A 17,656-nucleotide genomic window follows, 5' to 3' on the forward strand; every position below is an offset into this window, starting at 1 on the left:
GGGGGGCGAGGGGGTCCTCAACCCTTGAGGAACTCCGGGATGTCCAGCTCCTCCTCGAAGTCCTCGTTGGACAGCGGCCGACGGCCGTTCGCGGCCGGCCCCGGGATGGGCGGCAGCGGCGGCACGGTCAGCCCGCCCCCCGCAGCCGGCCGGCCCGCGGAGCCCGACGGCGCCTGCTGGGCGAGCCGCTCACCGGTGGCCGGCGGGGCGGCCGGGGCCGGGGCGGGTGCCGGCGCCGCGGCGGGCGGCGGGGCGCTGGCGACCGGCGGGGCAGCCACCGGCCGACGGGGCGCCGCGAACGGCGAGGCGCCGCCGGTGGACACCGGTGCCTGGACCGCACTGGTCACCGCGGCCCCGTCCGAGCGCGTGTTGGGCCGGCCGCCGTCGAAGCCCGCGGCGATCACGGTGACCCGGACCTCGTCCCCGAGCGCGTCGTCGATGACCGCGCCGAAGATGATGTTGGCGTCCGGGTGCGCGGCATCGGAGACCAGCGAGGCGGCCTCGTTGATCTCGAACAGACCGAGGTCCGACCCGCCCGAGATCGACAGCAGGACGCCGTGGGCGCCCTCCATCGACGCCTCCAGCAGCGGCGAGGCGATCGCCTGTTCCGCCGCCAGCAGGGCGCGGTTGTCACCGCGCGCGCTGCCGATCCCCATGAGCGCCGAGCCCGCGCCGGACATGACCGACTTGACGTCGGCGAAGTCCAGGTTGATCAGGCCGGGCGTGGTGATCAGGTCGGTGATGCCCTGGACACCGGAGAGCAGCACCTGGTCGGCGGTGCGGAAGGCGTCCATGACGCTCACGTTCCGGTCGCCCAGCTGCAGCAGCCGGTCGTTCGGGATGACGATGAGCGTGTCGCACTCGTTGCGCAGCTCCTCGATGCCCGACTCGGCCTGCACGGCGCGACGCTTGCCCTCGAACGCGAAGGGACGGGTCACGACGCCGATCGTCAGCGCACCGAGCTTGCGGGCGATCGAGGCGACGACGGGCGCGCCACCGGTGCCGGTGCCGCCGCCCTCCCCCGCGGTCACGAAGACCATGTCGGCGCCCTTGAGGACCTCCTCGATCTCCTCGCGGTGGTCCTCGGCGGCCTGCCGGCCGACGTCGGGCTGCGCGCCCGCGCCGAGCCCGCGGGTGAGCTCGCGGCCGACGTCGAGCTTGACGTCGGCGTCGCTCATCAGCAGCGCCTGCGCATCGGTGTTGATCGCGATGAACTCGACCCCCTTGAGGCCGACTTCGATCATGCGATTGACCGCGTTCACCCCGCCGCCGCCGATGCCGACGACCTTGATGACCGCTAGATAGTTGTGCGGAGGTGTCATGCGGCGCTCCCCAACTGGACCCTCATCCTCAAGTTCAGCCTTACAGTTATGTCAACTCGGTCGACGGGGATGAAGTTAGGTGTGTGCCGAACGGCGCTACAAGCACCCTCTCCGGGTCGGCGTGTCGGCGGTGCCGAATCGCACCGAACCCTCGGGACTCACTGGTCACATTCTCACCACGAGGTGTGACGACTCGCCCCGGATCCGTCTCATCCCGGGCTGCAGGCCCCACCGGCCGGGGTGAGCAGAAAGATCCGGGGCCGGAGCGCGTGTCGGGCGTGTCGCACCGACCGGCGTGTCGCCCGGACGGCTCAGCCGAGCCGCTGCGCAGCCACCTGGCGACGGTCCGCCACGGGCGGCCGCACGGTCAGCGCAGGACGACGGCGTCCGGCGCGCTGACGTCGATCAGCTCCGCCGGTGGGAGCTCGCCGTCAGCGATCCGGTCCAGCAGCGCGACGAGCACCTCGCCCTTGGTCGCCGACTCCTCGGCACCGCCCCAGGCCACCACCGTGCCGTCGGTCAGCGCGAGGCTGATCGACTCCGCGTCGGGGGCGGCGACCTCGACGACGTCCTCGCGCAGCCGGCCGGGCAGCGCGCCGATCGCGGCCAGCCCGGCCCGGGTCGCGGCGTCGTCCGGTCCCGGATCGGTCACGACCAGCGGCACCACCCCGCGCGGCGCGGGGCCGGTGAGGCTGTCGAACAGGACCCCGTCCGCGTCGACCAGCGACCGCCGGCCGGGCGGGCCGACGACGGCCACCGGCACCCGCTCGGCGACGGTGACGACGATCCGGTCGGGCCATCCGCGCGCCGCCTGGACGTCGCGGACCTGCGGCAGCCGGGACACGCGGTCCTCGACGGCGCCCAGGTCGACCCGCAGCAGCGGTACGCCGTCGGGCACCCGCGCCACCTCGCGTACCTGGTCGGCCGACAGCGTCGCCGTCCCGTCCACCTGCACCGTGCGGACCGCCAGCACCGGGCCCAGCCACAGCAGCCAGCAGAGCCCGGCCACGACCGTCACCGCCGTCGCGACCTGCAGGGAACGCCGCCGGCGGGTGCTCCGCCGCGACGGACGCCGATCGGGCAGCGGGGTGACCCGGGCGCCGCGGCGGTCGGCAGGCCTGCGGTCGGCCGGCGGGCGGTCGGCCCGGCCACGGCTGCGCCGCGTCCGATCGCGGGTGGTGCTGCCGGTCCTGTTCACCGACCGGTGTCCGCCGTGTCGCCCTCCCCGGCCGTCCCCTCCGCGGCGCGCAGCGCGTCGAGCACCTCGGGCCCCACCATGGAGACGTCCCCGGCGCCCATCGTCATGACCAGGTCCCCGGGACGGGCCCGGGCCGCCAGCGCCGGCCCGGCGGCCGACCAGGACGGTTCGAAGTGCACCTGCTCGGCCGGCAGCGGCACGGCGTCGGCCACCATCGCCCCGGTCACGCCCGGCACCGGGTCCTCCCGGGCGCCGTAGACGTCCATGACCACGACCTCGTCGGCGAGGCCCAGCGCCGCGCCGAAGCCCTCGGCGAACTCCTGGGTCCGGCTGTAGAGGTGCGGCTGGAAGGCCACCACCAGGCGCCCCTCCCCCGCCACCGCCCGGGCGGCGCGGAGCTGCGCGGCGACCTCGGTCGGGTGGTGGGCGTAGTCGTCATAGACCCGCACGCCCCCGGCGGTCCCCTTGAGCTCGAACCTGCGGTGCACGCCGCCGAACCGGCCCAGCCCCTCGATCAGGCCCTCCGCCGGCAGCCCCAGCTCCAGGCCGGCGAGCAGCGCCGCCGCGCTGTTGCGCGCCATGTGCTCGCCGGGGACCCGGATCCGCACCCGGCCGAGCTCGGTGCCGCCCAGGAGCGCCGTGTACGTGGTGTGCTCGCGGCCGACCGCGAGGTCGACCAGCCGCAGGTCGGCGTCCTCGGCCGTGCCGTAGGTGCGCACCCGCGCCGGGGCGGGCACCGTCCGCAACCGCGCGGCGCCCGGGTCGTCGGCGCAGAGCACCACGAAACCGCCGGGGTCGACCGTCTGCAGGAACTGGTCGAACGCGGTCTCCACGGCCGCCAGGTCGCCGTAGTTGTCCAGGTGGTCGGCCTCGACGTTGGTGACGATCGCGGCGAAGGGCGACAGGAGGAGGAACGAGCGGTCGCTCTCGTCGGCCTCGGCGACGAAGACGTCGCCCTCCCCCGCGTGCGCGTTGCTGCCCGACTCGTTCAGGTTGCCGCCGATCGCGAAGGAGGCGTCGACCCCGCAGGCCTGGGCGGCGACGGTGAGCATCGAGGTGGTCGAGGTCTTCCCGTGCGTGCCGGCGACGGCGACGCTGCGCCGCCCGGCCATCACCGCGGCCAGGGCGACCGCCCGGGGGAGGATGCGCAGGCCCTGCTCCCGGGCGGCGGCGAGCTCGGGGTTGTCCGCCCGGATCGCCGTGGAGACGACGACCGTGTCGGCCTCGCCGACGTGCGCGCCGTCGTGCCCCAGCTCCACCCGCGCACCGAGGGCCCGCAGCGCCAGGAGGGTGGGGCTGTCCCGCCGGTCGGAGCCGGAGACCGGGACCCCGCGGGCGAGCAGGATCCGGGCGATCCCGCTCATGCCGGCCCCTCCGATCCCGATGAAGTGCACGGCCCCCAGCTCGGGGAGGGACGGGACCGGCCCGGTCCAGGCCGCGACGGAGTGGGCAGTCATGCGCTCGCCACCTCGCAGACGATGTCGGCCAGCCGCTCGTCGGCGTCGGGCACGCCGGCCGCGGCGGCGTGCCGGGCGAGCCCGGCCAGGGCGGTCGGGTCGGTGAGCAGCGGCAGCAGGGTGCCGGTGATCCACTCGGGGCCGAGGTCGGCGTCCTCCACCAGGAGCCCGCCGCCGGCCTCGATCACCGGCAGCGCGTTGCGCCGCTGCTCGCCGTTGCCGATGGGCAGCGGGACGAACGCCGCGGGCAGCCCGACGGCCGAGAGTTCGGCCACGGTGACCGCGCCGGAGCGGCACAGCGCCAGGTCGGCGGCGGCGTAGGCGAGGTCCATGCGCTCCAGGTAGTCGACGACGACGTACGGCGCCTGCCCCACAGCGCGGGCGGGGACGGTGACGTCGGTGTTCTTGGGCCCGCGGGCGTGCAGTACCTGCACCCCTGCGCCGGTCAGCGCATCGGCCGCGGCGACTGCGGCGCGGTTGAGCGACGCGGCGCCCTGCGAGCCGCCGAACACCAGCAGGGTCGGCCGGTCGGGGTCCAGCCCGAACTCCGCCCGCGCCTCCGCCCGGAGGGCGGCCCGGTCGAGCGAGGAGATGGCCCGGCGCAGGGGCATGCCGACGTGCTCGCCCCGGTGCAGCGGCGTGCCGGGCACCGTGACCGCCACGCGGGCGGCGATGCGGGCTCCGACGCGGTTGGCCAGCCCCGGCAGGGCGTTCTGCTCGTGCACGACCACCGGCACCTTGCCCCGGCGGGCGGCCAGGTAGGCCGGGAGGGCCACGTAGCCGCCGAAGCCCACCACCACGTCGGCGGCCAGCTCGTCGAGCAGCGCACGGGTCTGCGACACCGACCGGACCACCCGGCCCGGCACGCGCAGCAGGTCGGGCGTGGGCTTGCGCGGCAGCGGCACGGGCGGGATGAGGCGCAGATCGTAACCGCGGGCGGGCACCAGCCGGGTCTCCATCCCGCGCGCCGTGCCGAGGCAGGTGAGGCGCAGGCCGCCGTCCCGCCGCCGGAGCGCGTCGGCGAGGGCCAGCATCGGCTCGATGTGCCCGCCAGTGCCGCCCCCCGCCAGGACGACCGACCGGACCGCGGTCATCGGTCGCTTCCCGGGCGGCCGCCGCGCGGCGCGACCGGTCGCTGCCGCGGGGCGGCGGCGCGCACGGGCTCCCGCGCCGCTGCCGGGGTGCGCACCGCGGCACGCGGGCGCCCCGCCGCACCGGGACGCCCGGCCGGCGCCGGCGACCGCCGGGGCTCGGCCCCGCGCGCGTGCAGGAGCGTGCGGGCGCCGCCCACCACCGGCCGCTCGGGGAGGTCGCCCGCGGCGGAGCGCCGCGGGCGCACCTGGTCCACGGCCACGGTCGGGGCGGGCGCGAGCAGGCGGGCCAGGCGGCCGCGCTCGGCGGTCCGCAGGGCCTCGATGGCGGCCGGCTCGGACCGGGCGAACCGGGCGAGCAGGCCGACGATGAAGAGGGTCAGGATCAAGGAGGTGCCGCCCGCCGAGATCAGCGGGAGCGTCACCCCGGTCACCGGCAGGAGTCCGACCACGTACCCCATGTTCATGGTCGCCTGCCCGATGAGCCACACGGTGATCGCGACGCAGGCCAGCTGGACGAACCGATCGGCCGAGCGCCGGGCGATGCGGAAACCGGCGTAGGCCAGGACCCCGTAGAGCGTCACGACCACCAGGCACCCGAGGAAGCCCAGCTCCTCGCCGATGATCGCGAAGATGTAGTCGGACTCGGCCTCCGGGAGGATGTTCCACTTCATCGCGCTGTTGCCCAGGCCGACGCCCCAGAGGCCGCCGGTCGCCAGCGCGTACATGCCGCGGATCGCCTGGAAGCCGGTGTGGTCGGGATCGGCGAACGGGTCGAGGAACGCGGTGATGCGGGCCATGCGGTACGGCGCCGCCTTCACCATGACCACGATCGCCACCAGCGCGACGCCGGCGAATGCGGCGAACCAGCGCATCGGCATCCCGCCGGCCCACAGCAGGCCGACGAGCACCAGGCCCAGGCTCACCACCCCGCCGAAGTCGGGCTCGAGGATGAGCAGGAAGGCCAGCAGGGCGAACACCGGGACCACCGGGACGAGGAGCGACTTCGTCGTCAGGTAGCGCTCGCGGAGCGCGATCACGTGCGCGCCCCACAGCGCGAAGACCAGCTTGCCCGCCTCCGACGGCTGGAAGTCGGTGACGCCCAGCGGGATCCACTGCCGGGCCCCGTTGCGCTCCAGCCCGATGCCCGGGATCAGCACGAGGACCAGCAGGCCGATCACCACGAGCAGCGCGATGGGTGACCAGCGGCGCACCAGTCCCACGGGCAGCCGCATCGCGACCACCATCGCGCCCAGGCCGATGCACGCCAGCACCAGTTGCTTGACGCCGGGCGCCCACGCCGGCTGGTCCGCCAGCGCCGCCTCGATCGCGGAGGCGGAGAAGACCATGACCAGGCCGATGAGCAGGAGCAGCCCGGCGGCGCCCAGCACGAGGTGGCAGCTGGTCAGCGGACCGTCGAGCCAGGCGGGGCCGGTCCAGCGACGCGGCGGGGTGCGGGGCGCCGAGGCTCGGGCGCGACCGCGGGCCGGCCGCGGGGTCCGCACCGGGCGTTCGGTCGTCGTCATCGCCCGGCCGCCAGCCCGCGCACCGCGTCGGCGAAGGCGCGCCCGCGGTGGCCGTAGTCCCGGAAGACGTCCATGGACGCAGCGGCCGGGGCCAGCAGCACGGTGTCCCCCGGCTGCGCCAGCCCGCGGGCCGCGGCGACGACGCGGGCCATCGTCGCCTCTGCCGTCACACCAGTCCCACCCACCCCGTCATCGTCGCCGCTCGGGACCTCGACGACGGGGACCGACGGGGCGTGTCGCGCCAGCGAGGTGGCCACCTGCGCGCGGTCGCGGCCCAGCAGGACCACTCCCGCGAGCCGGGGCGCGACCGCCGCGACGAGCGGGTCGACGTCGGCGCCCTTGAGCAGGCCGCCGGCGACCCAGACCACCCGGGGGTAGGCCGCCAGCGATGCTCCGGCGGCGTGCGGGTTGGTCGCCTTGCTGTCGTCGACGTAGTCGACGCCGTCGACGGTGGCGACCAGCACGTTGCGGTGCGCGCCGCCCCGGAAGCGGGCGAGCCCTCGGGCGACCGCCTCGGCCGGCACCCCGATCGCGCGGGCCAGCGCCGCGGCGGCCAGGGCGTTGACCGTGTTGTGCGGCCCCGGTACCGGTAGGTCCCCGCGCGTGAGCAGGTGCTCCCCCGCCGCGTCGACGGCGAACGCCCGGTCGACCAGCGCGCCGGCGCGCACGCCGAGCTGGCCCGGCGCCGGCTCGCCCAGGGTCACGGTGACCGGGCGGGGATGGGCGGCCACGAGTGCGGCGGCCACCGCGTTGCCGGCGTCGGCGACGGCGACCGGGGCGCGCTCGAGGATGCGGGCCTTCGCGTCGCGGTAGGCGGCGAAGGAGCCGTGCCAGTCGGTGTGGTCGTCCGCGACGTTGAGCACGGCAGCGGCGGCGGGTGCGAGCGACGAGGACCAGTGCAGCTGGAAGCTGGAGAGCTCCACGGCGATGACGTCGTAGGCGGGGGCGCCGTCGGCGTCCCGCGCGGTGACCACCTCGACCAGCGGACGCCCGACGTTGCCGGCCGCCACGGCGCGGTGGCCGGCGGCGATGAGGATCGCCTCCAGCATGGTGACCGTCGTCGTCTTGCCGTTGGTGCCGGTGACGGCGAGCCACGGTGCCGGTTCCCCGCCCGGGCCGGCGATGCGCAGCCGCCAGGCCAGCTCCGGCTCGCCGATCACCTCGACCCCGCGAGCCGCGGCGTCGACCAGCAGCGGGGCGTCCGGCCGCCAGCCCGGGGAGGTGACGACGAGGTCGACGCCCCCGGGCAGCGCCTCGGTGGCGCCGAGCCACTCCGCGCCGGCGCCGGTCAGCTCGTCGACCACCTCCGGCCGGGCGGCGTCGGCGAGCAGCACCCGGGTGCCGGAGCGCAGCAGCACCCGCGCGGCTGCGGCGCCCGAGACGCCCAGCCCGGCGACGAGGACGGTGCGGCCGGCAACCGCCGGGGCAGCCACGCTCACAGGCCCACGAAGTTCAGCCAGTCGGCGTAGAACAGCCCGAGACCGAAGGCGACCGCCATGCCGGTGACCAGCCAGAACCGCACGATCACGGTGTTCTCGGTCCAGCCGGCGAGCTCGAAGTGGTGGTGCAGCGGTGCCATGCGGAAGACCCGCCGCCGGGTGGCCCGGAAGAAGGCCACCTGGATGATCACCGACAGCGTCACCGCGACGAACAGCCCGCCGAGGACGACGAGGAGCAGCTCGGTGCGGGTGACGATCGCCAGGCCCGAGAGGAGCCCACCGAGGGCGAGCGAGCCGGTGTCGCCCATGAAGATGCGGGCCGGGCTGGTGTTCCACCACAGGAAGCCCAGGCACGCCCCCATGCCCGCCGCGGCCACGAGGGTCACGTCGAGCGGATCCCGGACGGTGTAGCAGCCCTCGATCAGCTCGTTGGCGCAGTCGTGGGTGAACTGCCAGAACGAGATGACGATGTAGGACGCCAGCACCATCGCCGAGGCGCCGGCGGCCAGCCCGTCCAGCCCGTCGGTCAGGTTCACCGCGTTGGAGAACCCGGCGATGAACAGGTAGGCCAGGATCACGAACGCGATCGGCCCGAGGGCCAGCGGCGCGATGTCGCGGACGTAGGAGACGACCGTCGACGCCGGGGTGACGTCGTTCCCGTCCGGGAAGTTGATCGCCAGCACCGCGAAGGTGACACCGACGACGAGCTGCCCCACCAGCTTGGCCGTCTTGTTCAGCCCCAGGCTGCGCCGGTGCCGGATCTTCAGGTAGTCGTCGAGGAATCCGACGGTGCCCATGCCGACCATGAGGAACAGCAGCAGCAGCCCGGTGGCGCTGAAGCCCCAGCCGGACTCGCCGACGAACACCAGGTGGGCGGCGACGTAGCCGACCACGGTGGCACCCACGATGACGGTGCCGCCCATCGTGGGCGTGCCCTTCTTCGACAGGTGGCTCTCGGGGCCGTCGTCGCGGATCTCCTGACCCAGGCCCTGCCGGCGGAAGGCCCGGATGGCCAGCGGCGTCAGGAGGATCGAGATGATCAGACCGACGGCCGCAGCGATGAGGACGCTCCTCACTGCGCGGCACCGCCCAGCAGATCGGCCGCGAGCAGCTCCAGGCCGTAGGAGCGACTGGCCTTCACGAGGACGACGTCCCCCGGGCGCAGCACCTCCGTGAGCCACGCGAGGGCAGCGCCCCGGTCCGGCACGTGCACCGACTCCTCCCCTGCGCGCCGCCCTGCGGCGGCCGCGCCTTCCGCTATGCCTACCGCATCGGCGCCGACGGCAACGACCAGGTCGACCCCTGCCGCGGCCGCGTCGCGGCCCAGCCGCTCGTGCTCGGCGGCGGCGTCCGGCCCCAGCTCGGCCATGCCCCCCAGGACGGCGATGCGCCGCTGCCCCGGCAGCCCGGTCAGCGCCGCCAGCGCCGCGCGCATCGACTCGGGGTTGGCGTTGTAGGCGTCGTTGACGACGGTGACGCCGTCGGCCCGCCGGTCGACCTCCATGCGCCATCGGCTGCGGCTCTCCGCTGCCGACAGCGCCGCGGCGACGGCGGCCGGGGCGAGGCCCACGGCCAGCGCGGCGCCGGCCGCCGACAGCGCGTTGGCGACCTGGTGCTCGCCGACCACCCGCAGCGCCACCGGGTGGCGCTCGCCCCCGGCGACCAGCGTGAAGCGGGCGCGGGCGTTCTCGTCCAGCCCGACGTCGACGGCGCGGACCGCGGCCTGCGCGGCGCGGCCCGTGGTCAGCACCCGGGCGCGCGTGCGGCCGGCCATGCCGAGCACCCGCGCGTCGTCGGCGTTGAGGACGGCGGTCCCCTCGGGGGGCAGCGCCTCCACGAGCTCCCCCTTGGCCTGCGCGATGCCGTCGGCGCTGCCGAACTCGCCCAGGTGGGCCGAGCCCACGTTGAGGACGATCCCGACCTCGGGCCGGGCCACCCGGCACAGGCGGGCGATGTGCCCCGGCCCGCGCGCGCCCATCTCGAGCACGAGGAACCGGGTCGTGACGTCGGCGGAGAGCACGGTCAGCGGCAGGCCGATGTCGTTGTTGTAGGAGCCCGGCGGGCTCACCGTGGGGCCGGCCGAGGCGAGGACCTGGCCGAGGAGGTCCTTGGTGGAGGTCTTCCCCGACGAGCCGGTGATGGCCAGCGTGCGCACGCCCGCGGCGGTCAGCCGCACGTGGACGCCGGCGGCGAGGCGGCCGAGCGCGTCGACCGGGTCGTCGACGACGACGCACGGGAGGGCCGGATCCGGGCGCGTGGCGAGCGCGGCGACCGCGCCGGCGGCCGCCGCCGCCCCCAGGAAGTCGTGACCGTCGGCCCGCTCCCCCACCACGGCGACGAAGAGGTCGCCCGCGGCGACCGCGCGGGAGTCCAGGGTCACCTTCCCGGTGACCGCGCCGTCGGACGGGACCGACAGCCGTCCTCCGGTCAGCTCCGCCACCTCGGCCAGCGACAGCCGGATCATGCCGGCGTCCCCGAGCCGGCGAGCACCTCGAGCAGCTGCGTGCGGTCGTCGAACGGGTGCACCGTGCCGGCCACCTCCTGGCCCGTCTCGTGCCCCTTGCCGGCGACCAGCAGGGTGTCGCCGGCCTCCGCCAGCCGCACCGCCGTCGCCAGGGCGGCGCGGCGGTCCCCCACCTCGAGCACCTCCGCGCGACGGTCGGCCGGCACCTCCCGGGCCCCGGCGAGCACCGCGGCGCGGATGCCGGCCGGGTCCTCCGACCGCGGGTTGTCGTCGGTGACCACCAGCACGTCGCTGCCCTCGGCGGCCACCCGGCCCATCTCCGGGCGCTTGCCCGGGTCCCGGTCACCACCGCACCCGAGCACGGTGATCAGCCGCCCGGGGGTGGCGCCCCGCAGGGCCGCGAGCGCGGTGCGCACGGCGTCGGGGGTGTGCGCGTAGTCGACGACGGCGACGAAGGGCTGGCCGGCCTCCACCGGCTCCATGCGCCCCGGGACCACGGTGGCGGCGAGCCCGGTGAGCGCGTCCTCGACGGCGACGCCGATGCCGTCCAGCAGGGCCACCGCCAGCACCGCGTTGGCCACGTTGAACCTGCCGGGCAGCCGCAGCCGCGCCGGCCAACTCCGGCCCCCGGGCCCGTGCAGCGTGAAGGTCGAGCCACCTCCGGGCGCCGTGGCCACGTCCGAGGCGGTCCAGTCGGCCACCGCCCCCTCGCTGCTGGCGACGGTGACCGGCCGCGGGCGGTCGGCCCGGGCCGCCAGCCGGCGGCCGTAGGCGTCGTCGACGTCGACGACCTCCACGTCGGCCCGGCCGTCGAACAGCAGCGCCTTGGCCTGGAAGTAGTCCTCCATGTCGCGGTGGAAGTCCAGGTGGTCCCGGCCCAGGTTGGTGAACCCGGCCGCGGCGAACCGCACACCGCCCACCCGCCCCTGGACCAGCGCGTGGCTGGAGACCTCCATGACGACGGCGGACACCCCGGCGTCGGCCATGCCGGCGAGCAGCGCGTGCAGGGCGGGCGCCTCCGGGGTGGTGCGGACGCTCGGGAGGGCGCTGACGGTGCCGTCCGCGGAGCGGGTCCGGGTCTGGACCGTGCCGATCAAGCCGGTGGCCCGCCCGGCGGCGGTCAGCCCCGCCTCGACCAGGTAGCTCGTCGTCGTCTTGCCGTTGGTGCCGGTGATCCCCAGGACGGTGAGCCGGCGGCTGGGCTCCCCGTAGACGCGGTCGGCGACGGCCCCGAGCACCTGCCGTGGGTCGTCGACGACGCACACCGGCAGGCCGGTCGCCAGCGCGTCGGCCCGGCCGGCCGGGTCCGTGAGCAGCGCCACGGCGCCCCGGGCGGCGGCGTCGGCCGCGTAGCGCACGCCGTGCGTGCGGGCGCCGGGAAGGGCGGCGTACAGGAAGCCGGGGCGCACCTCGCCGGACGCCAGCGTGAGCCCGGAGACGGCGACGTCGGCGGCGGAGCCCTCGGGCGCGCCGATCAGGTCGGCCAGCCGGGCGAGGGACAGCGGGCGGTTCCCCGTCGGCCGCGGGGCCGTCCCGGGGTCGGTCGGGGTCACGGGACTCCAATCTACCGGCGGCGGATGTCCGCACGGCGTCACCGCGCCCGGGCGCCGCTGCAGGGCCCCGCCACGAGCTCGCGAGCGGTGGGGGGCAGCGGGGTCCTTCCTCAGGGCGCGCCGGTCAGGGTGAACTCGGGGCGCGCGGTGCCCGACGGCACGACACCGTCGGCCATGAGCGCGGCCCGCATGATGTCGGCGAACACGGGCGCGGCCACCTGGCCGCCCTCGGCCGAGCTGGTGGGTCGCTCCAGGTCCACCGCGACGACGTACTGCGGGTCGTCCGCCGGGGCGAACCCGACGAACGTGGTCACGTAGCCGCCGCCGGCGTAGCAGTTGCACTCGGGGTTGGCGCGCTGCGCGGTGCCGGTCTTGCCGGCCACCCGGAAGCCCTCGACCTGGGCCAGCGGCGCGGTGCCGCCCGTGCCGACGACGGCCTCGAGCATGTAGGCCATCTGCTCGGCGGTGGACTCGCTCACGACGCGCGTCCGGGCCGGCTCCCCGGGCGACGTGGGGCGGCCGTCGGCGCCGGTCACCGACGACACGATCCGGGGCTCCACCCGCACCCCGCCGTTGGCGATCGCCTGGTAGACCGAGGCCATCTGCAGCGTGGTCACCGAGACGCCCTGGCCGATGGCCACGTTGGCGGCCCGCACCTCGCTCCACTCGCCCGATTCCTGGAGGATGCCGCGGCTCTCGCCGGGCAGCTCGATGCCGGTCTTCTCACCGACGCCGAACGCCCGCAGGTACTCCTCGAGCTTCTCGTCACCGACCTCGCGGGCCAGCATGATCGTGCCGACGTTGCTGGACTTGGCCAGGATGCCGGTGACGGTCCAGTCGACGGGGTCGTGGTTGTGCGCGTCCTTGACGACGCGGTCGCCGGCCTCGATCTGGCCGTCGACGGTCAGCACCCGGTCGGGCGTCGCGACGCCCTCCTCGACGGCGGCCGCGAGCGTCACCGCCTTCATGACCGAGCCGGGCTCGAACACGTCGGAGACCACGGGGTTGCCCAGCAGGGCGGGGTCGGTCGTGGCGTAGCTGCCCGGGTCGTACCCGGGGCAGGAGCCCATGGCCGCGACGCGTCCGGTCGCCACCTCCAGGACCACCGCCGAGGCCCGGGTGGTCGCGCCGTCGGCACAGGCCTGCCCCAGCCGCTCCTCGGTGACGAACTGCAGGTCCTGGTCGAGGGTGAGGGTGACGTCCCGGCCGTCGACGGCCTCGGTGACCTCGTCGATGCCCGAGGGGATCGGGTGACCGCCGCTGCCGACCTCCACGGTCCGCTCCCCCGGCGAACCGGAGAGCTGGTCCTCGAAGACCTGCTCGATGCCGGCCAGCCCGTTGCCCTCGCGTCCGACGAAGCCGACCACCTGGCCGCCCACCGCCCCGGACGGGTAGAGCCGCACCGGGTCGTCCCGGAGGTAGACGCCGGCGAGCTCCAGCTCCGCGACCGCGTCGGCCGTCTCCGGGGCGATCTGGGTGGCCAGGACCACGTACCGGCTGTCGGCGGAGAGCTTCTCGGTGAGCTCGGGCACCGGGACGTCGAGCAGCGTGGTGAGGGCGAGCGCGGTGCGCGCCGGGTCCCGGACCACGGTCGGGTCCGCCACGACCTTCGAGGCGTCGACGGTGTAGGCGAGCGGGTCGCCGTCCCGGTCGAGGATCTGGCCGCGGATCGCCGCCAGCGGGATGGTGCGCAGCCGGTCCTGCTCCGCCGCGCTGGCGTAGGAGCCGCCGTCGATGCCCTGGAGCACCACCAGCCGTCCGACGACGACGACGAGGAGGGTGATCAGGACGGCCAGCCCCCACCGGTTGCGGCGGCCGCGCTGCTCGACCGACAGCCCGGCACCGCTGCGCCGGGTACCGGGGATGCGACGGGGGACGAACGGCCCGGTCTCCCCCCGGCCGGCCGGGGACGGGCGGGGGGCGCGGGCGCCGGGTCCGCGGACGCTGCTCGGCACGGGTCAGTTCCCGCCCGGCGGCGCGGGCTCGGGCTCAGGCTCGGGCGCGGGCTCGGGAGCGGGAGCGGGCTCGGGTGCACCGCGCAGCGTCGTGGTGCCGTCGGGGCCGAGCACCAGGTAGCCGGCGACCCCGGCCGGGACCAGCCCGGCCTCCACCGCCGCCCGCGCGACGTCCGCAGGGGTGTTGCCGGCCACCACGAGCTGCTCCAGCCGCTGCACCTCCTGGGCACGCGCGGCGTTCTCGCCGCGCATCTGGGTCGCCTTCAGGCTGTCCACCGCGATGGCGGTGTTGAGCACCAGCAGCCCGAGGGTGGTGAGCGCGAGGAGCGCGACGACCAGGAGGACGAACGGCGCCTTGCGGGAACGCGCGGCGCTCCGCACCCTCCGGCGCGGCCGGGCGGCGGCACCGGTCGGTACCAGCCGCAGCTCCGGGCGGGGCGTGGCCCGGCCGGTGCCGCGCGCACCCGACGGCGAGGTGCGCGGAGCCGGACCGGTGGCCCGGGAGGGAGCGGTGCGGGCGTGGGGGGTGCGGGGAGCCGTGGCGCGCGGCAGGGGCGTGCGCACGGCGGCGGCCCGGGTCATGCCGCCCGCCGGATGCGCTCGGCCGCCCGCACCCGGGCCGACGCCGCCCGGGAGTTGCCGGCCGTCTCCTCCGGCCCGGGGGCCTCGCCACCGCGGGTGAGCAGGCGCAGCACCGGCCCGTGCTCCGGGAGCGGCACCGGTAGCTCCGGCGGGGTGCGGTCCGCGGCTCCCGCGGCCAGGGTCTGCTTCACGATCCGGTCCTCCAAGGAGTGGAAGGTGATGACGGCGACGCGACCGCCCACGGCGAGGGCGTCGATCGCGGCAGGGAGGGCACGCTCCAGCGCGCCGAGCTCGTCGTTGACCTCGATGCGCAGAGCCTGGAACGTCCGCTTCGCGGGGTGGCCACCGGTCCGCCGGGTGGCCGCGGGGATGGACTCGCGGACGAGCTCGGCCAGCCGGGCGGTGCCCGTGAACGGCTCGCGGGCCCGCTCGCGGTCGATGGCGGCGGCGATCCGCGAGGCGAACCGCTCCTCGCCGTAGACCCGCAGCACGCGCGCGAGGTCCTTCGGCGGGTAGGTGTTCACGACGTCGGCTGCCGTCCGGGGGGCGCCCGGGTCCATGCGCATGTCGAGCGGGGCGTCGGTGGAGTAGCTGAACCCCCGGTCGGGCCGGTCCAGCTGGAGCGAGGAGACCCCGAGGTCGAACAGGACGCCCTGGACCTCGTCGATGCCGAGCCGGTCGAGCACCTCGGGGAGCTCGTCGAAGACGGCGGGCACGACCGTCACGCGCCCGGCGTGCCCGGCGGCCTCGATCCGTCGGGTGGCCTCGGCGCGGGCGTCCGGGTCGCGGTCCAGCCCGACGACCCGCAACCCCGGGCTCGCCTCGAGCATCGCGAGGGTGTGGCCGGCCAGCCCCAGCGTCGCGTCGACCATCACGGCACCGTCGGCGGCGCACGCCGGGCCGAGGAGCTCGAGGACCCGGTCCAGCAGCACCGGCACGTGCACCGGGGGCTGCCCGGGCCCGGGGGCCGCGGCAGGTCCGGTGCTGCTCATCGTCTGCTGCCTCTCGAGTGGTCCTGACGGGTCCCGCGATGGTGCCGCGCCGCGGGCGGCCGCTGGGGGACGCGGAAGCGGGGGCGTGCGGGATCGGGCGGGTGGGGGGCAGGAGGTGGGTGGGGCGCGGTGGGGTGGGTGGGGCGCAGTGGGGCCGGTGGAGCGCAGTGGGGCGGCGGGAGGCCGGATCCGGGGGGGGTGTCCGGCCCCGCGGCTCCGCCTGGCGTCGGGGAAGAGCGTCAGGTGGGGTTCCGCGGGGCCGGTGGGTCACCCCCTGCCGGCGAGGGGCCGGCCCGCTGATCCGTGCGGTCCTCCTCGTGGGACCGAGCCGCGGGGAAGGCGGCTGGGGCCCGGTCCGGTCGAGCCGCGGGGAAGGCGGCTCGAACGGGTGCGTCGCGGAGGCCGGTGGGAGCGGGTGGGGCGATCCCGGGATCACGACAGCGTCGGCATCCCCTCGCTCTCCATGTCGGCGAAGGCGGCCTCCTGCTCGGCCACGTAGGCGTCCCAGGTCGCGGAGTCCCAGATCTCGAAGCGGGTGTCCACGCCGACGACGACGACGTCGCGGTCCAGGTGGGCGTACTCGCGCAGGCTCGCGGGGATGGTGATGCGGCCCGTCTTGTCCGGCTCCAGCTCCACCATCGAGCCGAAGCTCATGCGGGCGCGCATGCGCGCCGCGGCGGTGTCGGAGGGTGCCATGGCGGCCATCGCGGCGCTCTGCTCGGCGACCCGGGCCATCGTCAGCCCGTAGATGCAGCGCTCCTGGCCCTTCTTGATCACCATGCCGTCGGCCACCTGGTCGCGGAAGCGGACGGGGAGGGCGAGCCGGCCCTTTTCGTCGAGGCGCAACTGGTAGCTGCCGACGAACACCGGATCACCCCCTGCATCGGTCCTCCCATGGCTCTGCAGCTCCCCCGGACGGGACCCTGCCTCCCCACCAGGCGACACAGTAACCCACTGGCCCCCACTGGACACCACCTGAGGCCGTGTCGTGACCCACCGCCCCCACCTCGCGGAACGCCCTCGCGACCGGGGTCGCGGAGCACCGTGATCCGCGTCCGGGACGGGGGGTCGACTGCGCACGTACGGTGGAGCGGTGACGGAGGCGACACGGTCCGCCGACGGGACGGCCGACGCGTCGGTCGACGTCGCCGCGGAGGGCGCACGCATCGCGGCCGCGGTCAGCCGCGTCGTCCAGGGCAAGGAGGACGTCGTCCGGCTGGCACTGGTCGTGCTGCTGGCCGAGGGCCACCTGCTGATCGAGGACGTGCCCGGGGTCGGCAAGACCACGCTGGCCAAGGCGCTGGCCGGCGCCGTCGACGCCAGCGTCCGGCGCATCCAGTTCACGCCCGACCTGCTGCCGAGCGACGTGACGGGGGTGGCTGTCTACGACCAGGAGACCCGGGCGTTCGAGTTCAAGCCGGGGGCGATCTTCGCCAACCTGGTCGTGGCCGACGAGATCAACCGCGCCTCCCCCAAGACCCAGTCGGCGCTGCTGGAGTGCATGGAGGAGCGGCAGGTCACCGTCGACGGCGTGAGCTACCAGCTGGCCCGCCCGTTCCTGGTCATGGCCACGCAGAACCCGCTGGAGATGGAGGGCACCTACCCCCTCCCCGAGGCCCAGCGCGACCGGTTCACCGCCCGCGTGTCCATGGGGTATCCCGATCCGGCCGCGGAGCTGGCCATGCTCGACGACCGCTCCACCGCCGACCCGCTGACCGCCCTGCGCCCGGTGGCCGACGCCACCCTCGTCCGGTCCCTGGTCGCCGCCGTGGGCCGGGTGCACGTCGCCGAGGCCGTCCGCCGGTACGTCGTCGCCCTGGTCGAGGCCACCCGCCGGTCACCCGACCTGCGCCTGGGCGCCTCCCCGCGCGCCGGCCTGCAGCTCCTGCGGGCCGCCCGCGCCTCCGCCGCCCTCGACGGGCGTGACCACGTGCTGCCCGACGACGTCCAGGCCCTCGCCGTGCCGGTGCTGGCCCACCGCCTCCTGCTCAGCGGGGAGGCCGTGGTCGGCCGGCGCAGCGCCGAGCAGGTGGTGGCCTCGCTGGTGGCCTCCGTGCCGGTCTTCCGCGGGCGCTGA

Annotated in this window: 14 protein-coding genes; 1 reads left to right on the forward strand and 13 read right to left on the reverse strand. The window is 76.0% G+C overall.

The annotated features are described in order from the left end of the window. Window positions 1-17 precede the first annotated feature (17 nt). From ftsZ to mraZ, 13 genes are all read right to left on the reverse strand, one after another. Window positions 18-1,322, reverse strand: coding sequence for a cell division protein FtsZ (ftsZ, locus tag ACI8AP_RS11420; RefSeq protein ID WP_456589460.1), 1,305 nt, complete (start codon window positions 1,320-1,322; stop codon window positions 18-20). Between the two features lie 367 nt (window positions 1,323-1,689). Next, a complete protein-coding gene (locus ACI8AP_RS11425) occupies window positions 1,690-2,520 on the reverse strand; it encodes a cell division protein FtsQ/DivIB (RefSeq protein WP_456589461.1) in 831 nt (276 codons plus the stop codon). Continuing rightward, entirely contained in the window at window positions 2,517-3,977 is a 1,461-nt protein-coding gene (murC, locus tag ACI8AP_RS11430; RefSeq protein ID WP_456589462.1) for a UDP-N-acetylmuramate--L-alanine ligase, read from the reverse strand. Before murC ends, ACI8AP_RS11425 begins: the two co-directional genes overlap by 4 nt. Next, a complete protein-coding gene (gene murG, locus ACI8AP_RS11435) occupies window positions 3,974-5,071 on the reverse strand; it encodes an undecaprenyldiphospho-muramoylpentapeptide beta-N-acetylglucosaminyltransferase (RefSeq protein WP_456589463.1) in 1,098 nt (365 codons plus the stop codon). Before murG ends, murC begins: the two co-directional genes overlap by 4 nt. Continuing rightward, window positions 5,068-6,594: a putative lipid II flippase FtsW gene (ftsW, locus tag ACI8AP_RS11440; protein ID WP_456589464.1), complete on the reverse strand. Its 1,527-nt coding sequence runs from the start codon at window positions 6,592-6,594 to the stop codon at window positions 5,068-5,070. Before ftsW ends, murG begins: the two co-directional genes overlap by 4 nt. Further along, a complete protein-coding gene (gene murD, locus ACI8AP_RS11445) occupies window positions 6,591-8,033 on the reverse strand; it encodes a UDP-N-acetylmuramoyl-L-alanine--D-glutamate ligase (RefSeq protein WP_456589465.1) in 1,443 nt (480 codons plus the stop codon). The genes ftsW and murD overlap by 4 nt, the downstream gene beginning before the upstream one ends. Further along, entirely contained in the window at window positions 8,030-9,109 is a 1,080-nt protein-coding gene (gene mraY, locus ACI8AP_RS11450) for a phospho-N-acetylmuramoyl-pentapeptide-transferase (protein ID WP_456589466.1), read from the reverse strand. The genes murD and mraY overlap by 4 nt, the downstream gene beginning before the upstream one ends. Next, window positions 9,106-10,497 carry a UDP-N-acetylmuramoyl-tripeptide--D-alanyl-D-alanine ligase gene (locus ACI8AP_RS11455; RefSeq protein WP_456589467.1) on the reverse strand — a complete coding sequence of 464 codons (1,392 nt, stop codon included), beginning with the start codon at window positions 10,495-10,497 and terminating at the stop codon, window positions 9,106-9,108. The genes mraY and ACI8AP_RS11455 overlap by 4 nt, the downstream gene beginning before the upstream one ends. Further along, complete coding sequence (locus ACI8AP_RS11460) at window positions 10,494-12,050, reverse strand: UDP-N-acetylmuramoyl-L-alanyl-D-glutamate--2,6-diaminopimelate ligase (protein WP_456589468.1); 1,557 nt, start codon at window positions 12,048-12,050, stop codon at window positions 10,494-10,496. The genes ACI8AP_RS11455 and ACI8AP_RS11460 overlap by 4 nt, the downstream gene beginning before the upstream one ends. A 110-nt stretch (window positions 12,051-12,160) precedes the next feature. Next, window positions 12,161-14,005, reverse strand: a complete 1,845-nt coding sequence (locus tag ACI8AP_RS11465; protein ID WP_456589469.1) for a peptidoglycan D,D-transpeptidase FtsI family protein — start codon at window positions 14,003-14,005, stop codon at window positions 12,161-12,163. Window positions 14,006-14,008: 3 nt separating this feature from the next. Further along, window positions 14,009-14,587, reverse strand: coding sequence for a hypothetical protein (locus ACI8AP_RS11470; RefSeq protein WP_456589470.1), 579 nt, complete (start codon window positions 14,585-14,587; stop codon window positions 14,009-14,011). Beyond that, a complete protein-coding gene (rsmH, locus tag ACI8AP_RS11475; RefSeq protein WP_456589471.1) occupies window positions 14,584-15,579 on the reverse strand; it encodes a 16S rRNA (cytosine(1402)-N(4))-methyltransferase RsmH in 996 nt (331 codons plus the stop codon). Before rsmH ends, ACI8AP_RS11470 begins: the two co-directional genes overlap by 4 nt. 432 nt (window positions 15,580-16,011) lie before the next feature. Continuing rightward, window positions 16,012-16,446, reverse strand: a complete 435-nt coding sequence (gene mraZ, locus ACI8AP_RS11480; protein ID WP_456589472.1) for a division/cell wall cluster transcriptional repressor MraZ — start codon at window positions 16,444-16,446, stop codon at window positions 16,012-16,014. Window positions 16,447-16,672: 226 nt separating this feature from the next. Between mraZ and ACI8AP_RS11485 the strand changes: the two genes are divergently transcribed. Continuing rightward, window positions 16,673-17,656: an AAA family ATPase gene (locus ACI8AP_RS11485; protein WP_456589473.1), complete on the forward strand. Its 984-nt coding sequence runs from the start codon at window positions 16,673-16,675 to the stop codon at window positions 17,654-17,656.

The organism is Blastococcus sp. SYSU DS1021, assembly GCF_054050995.1.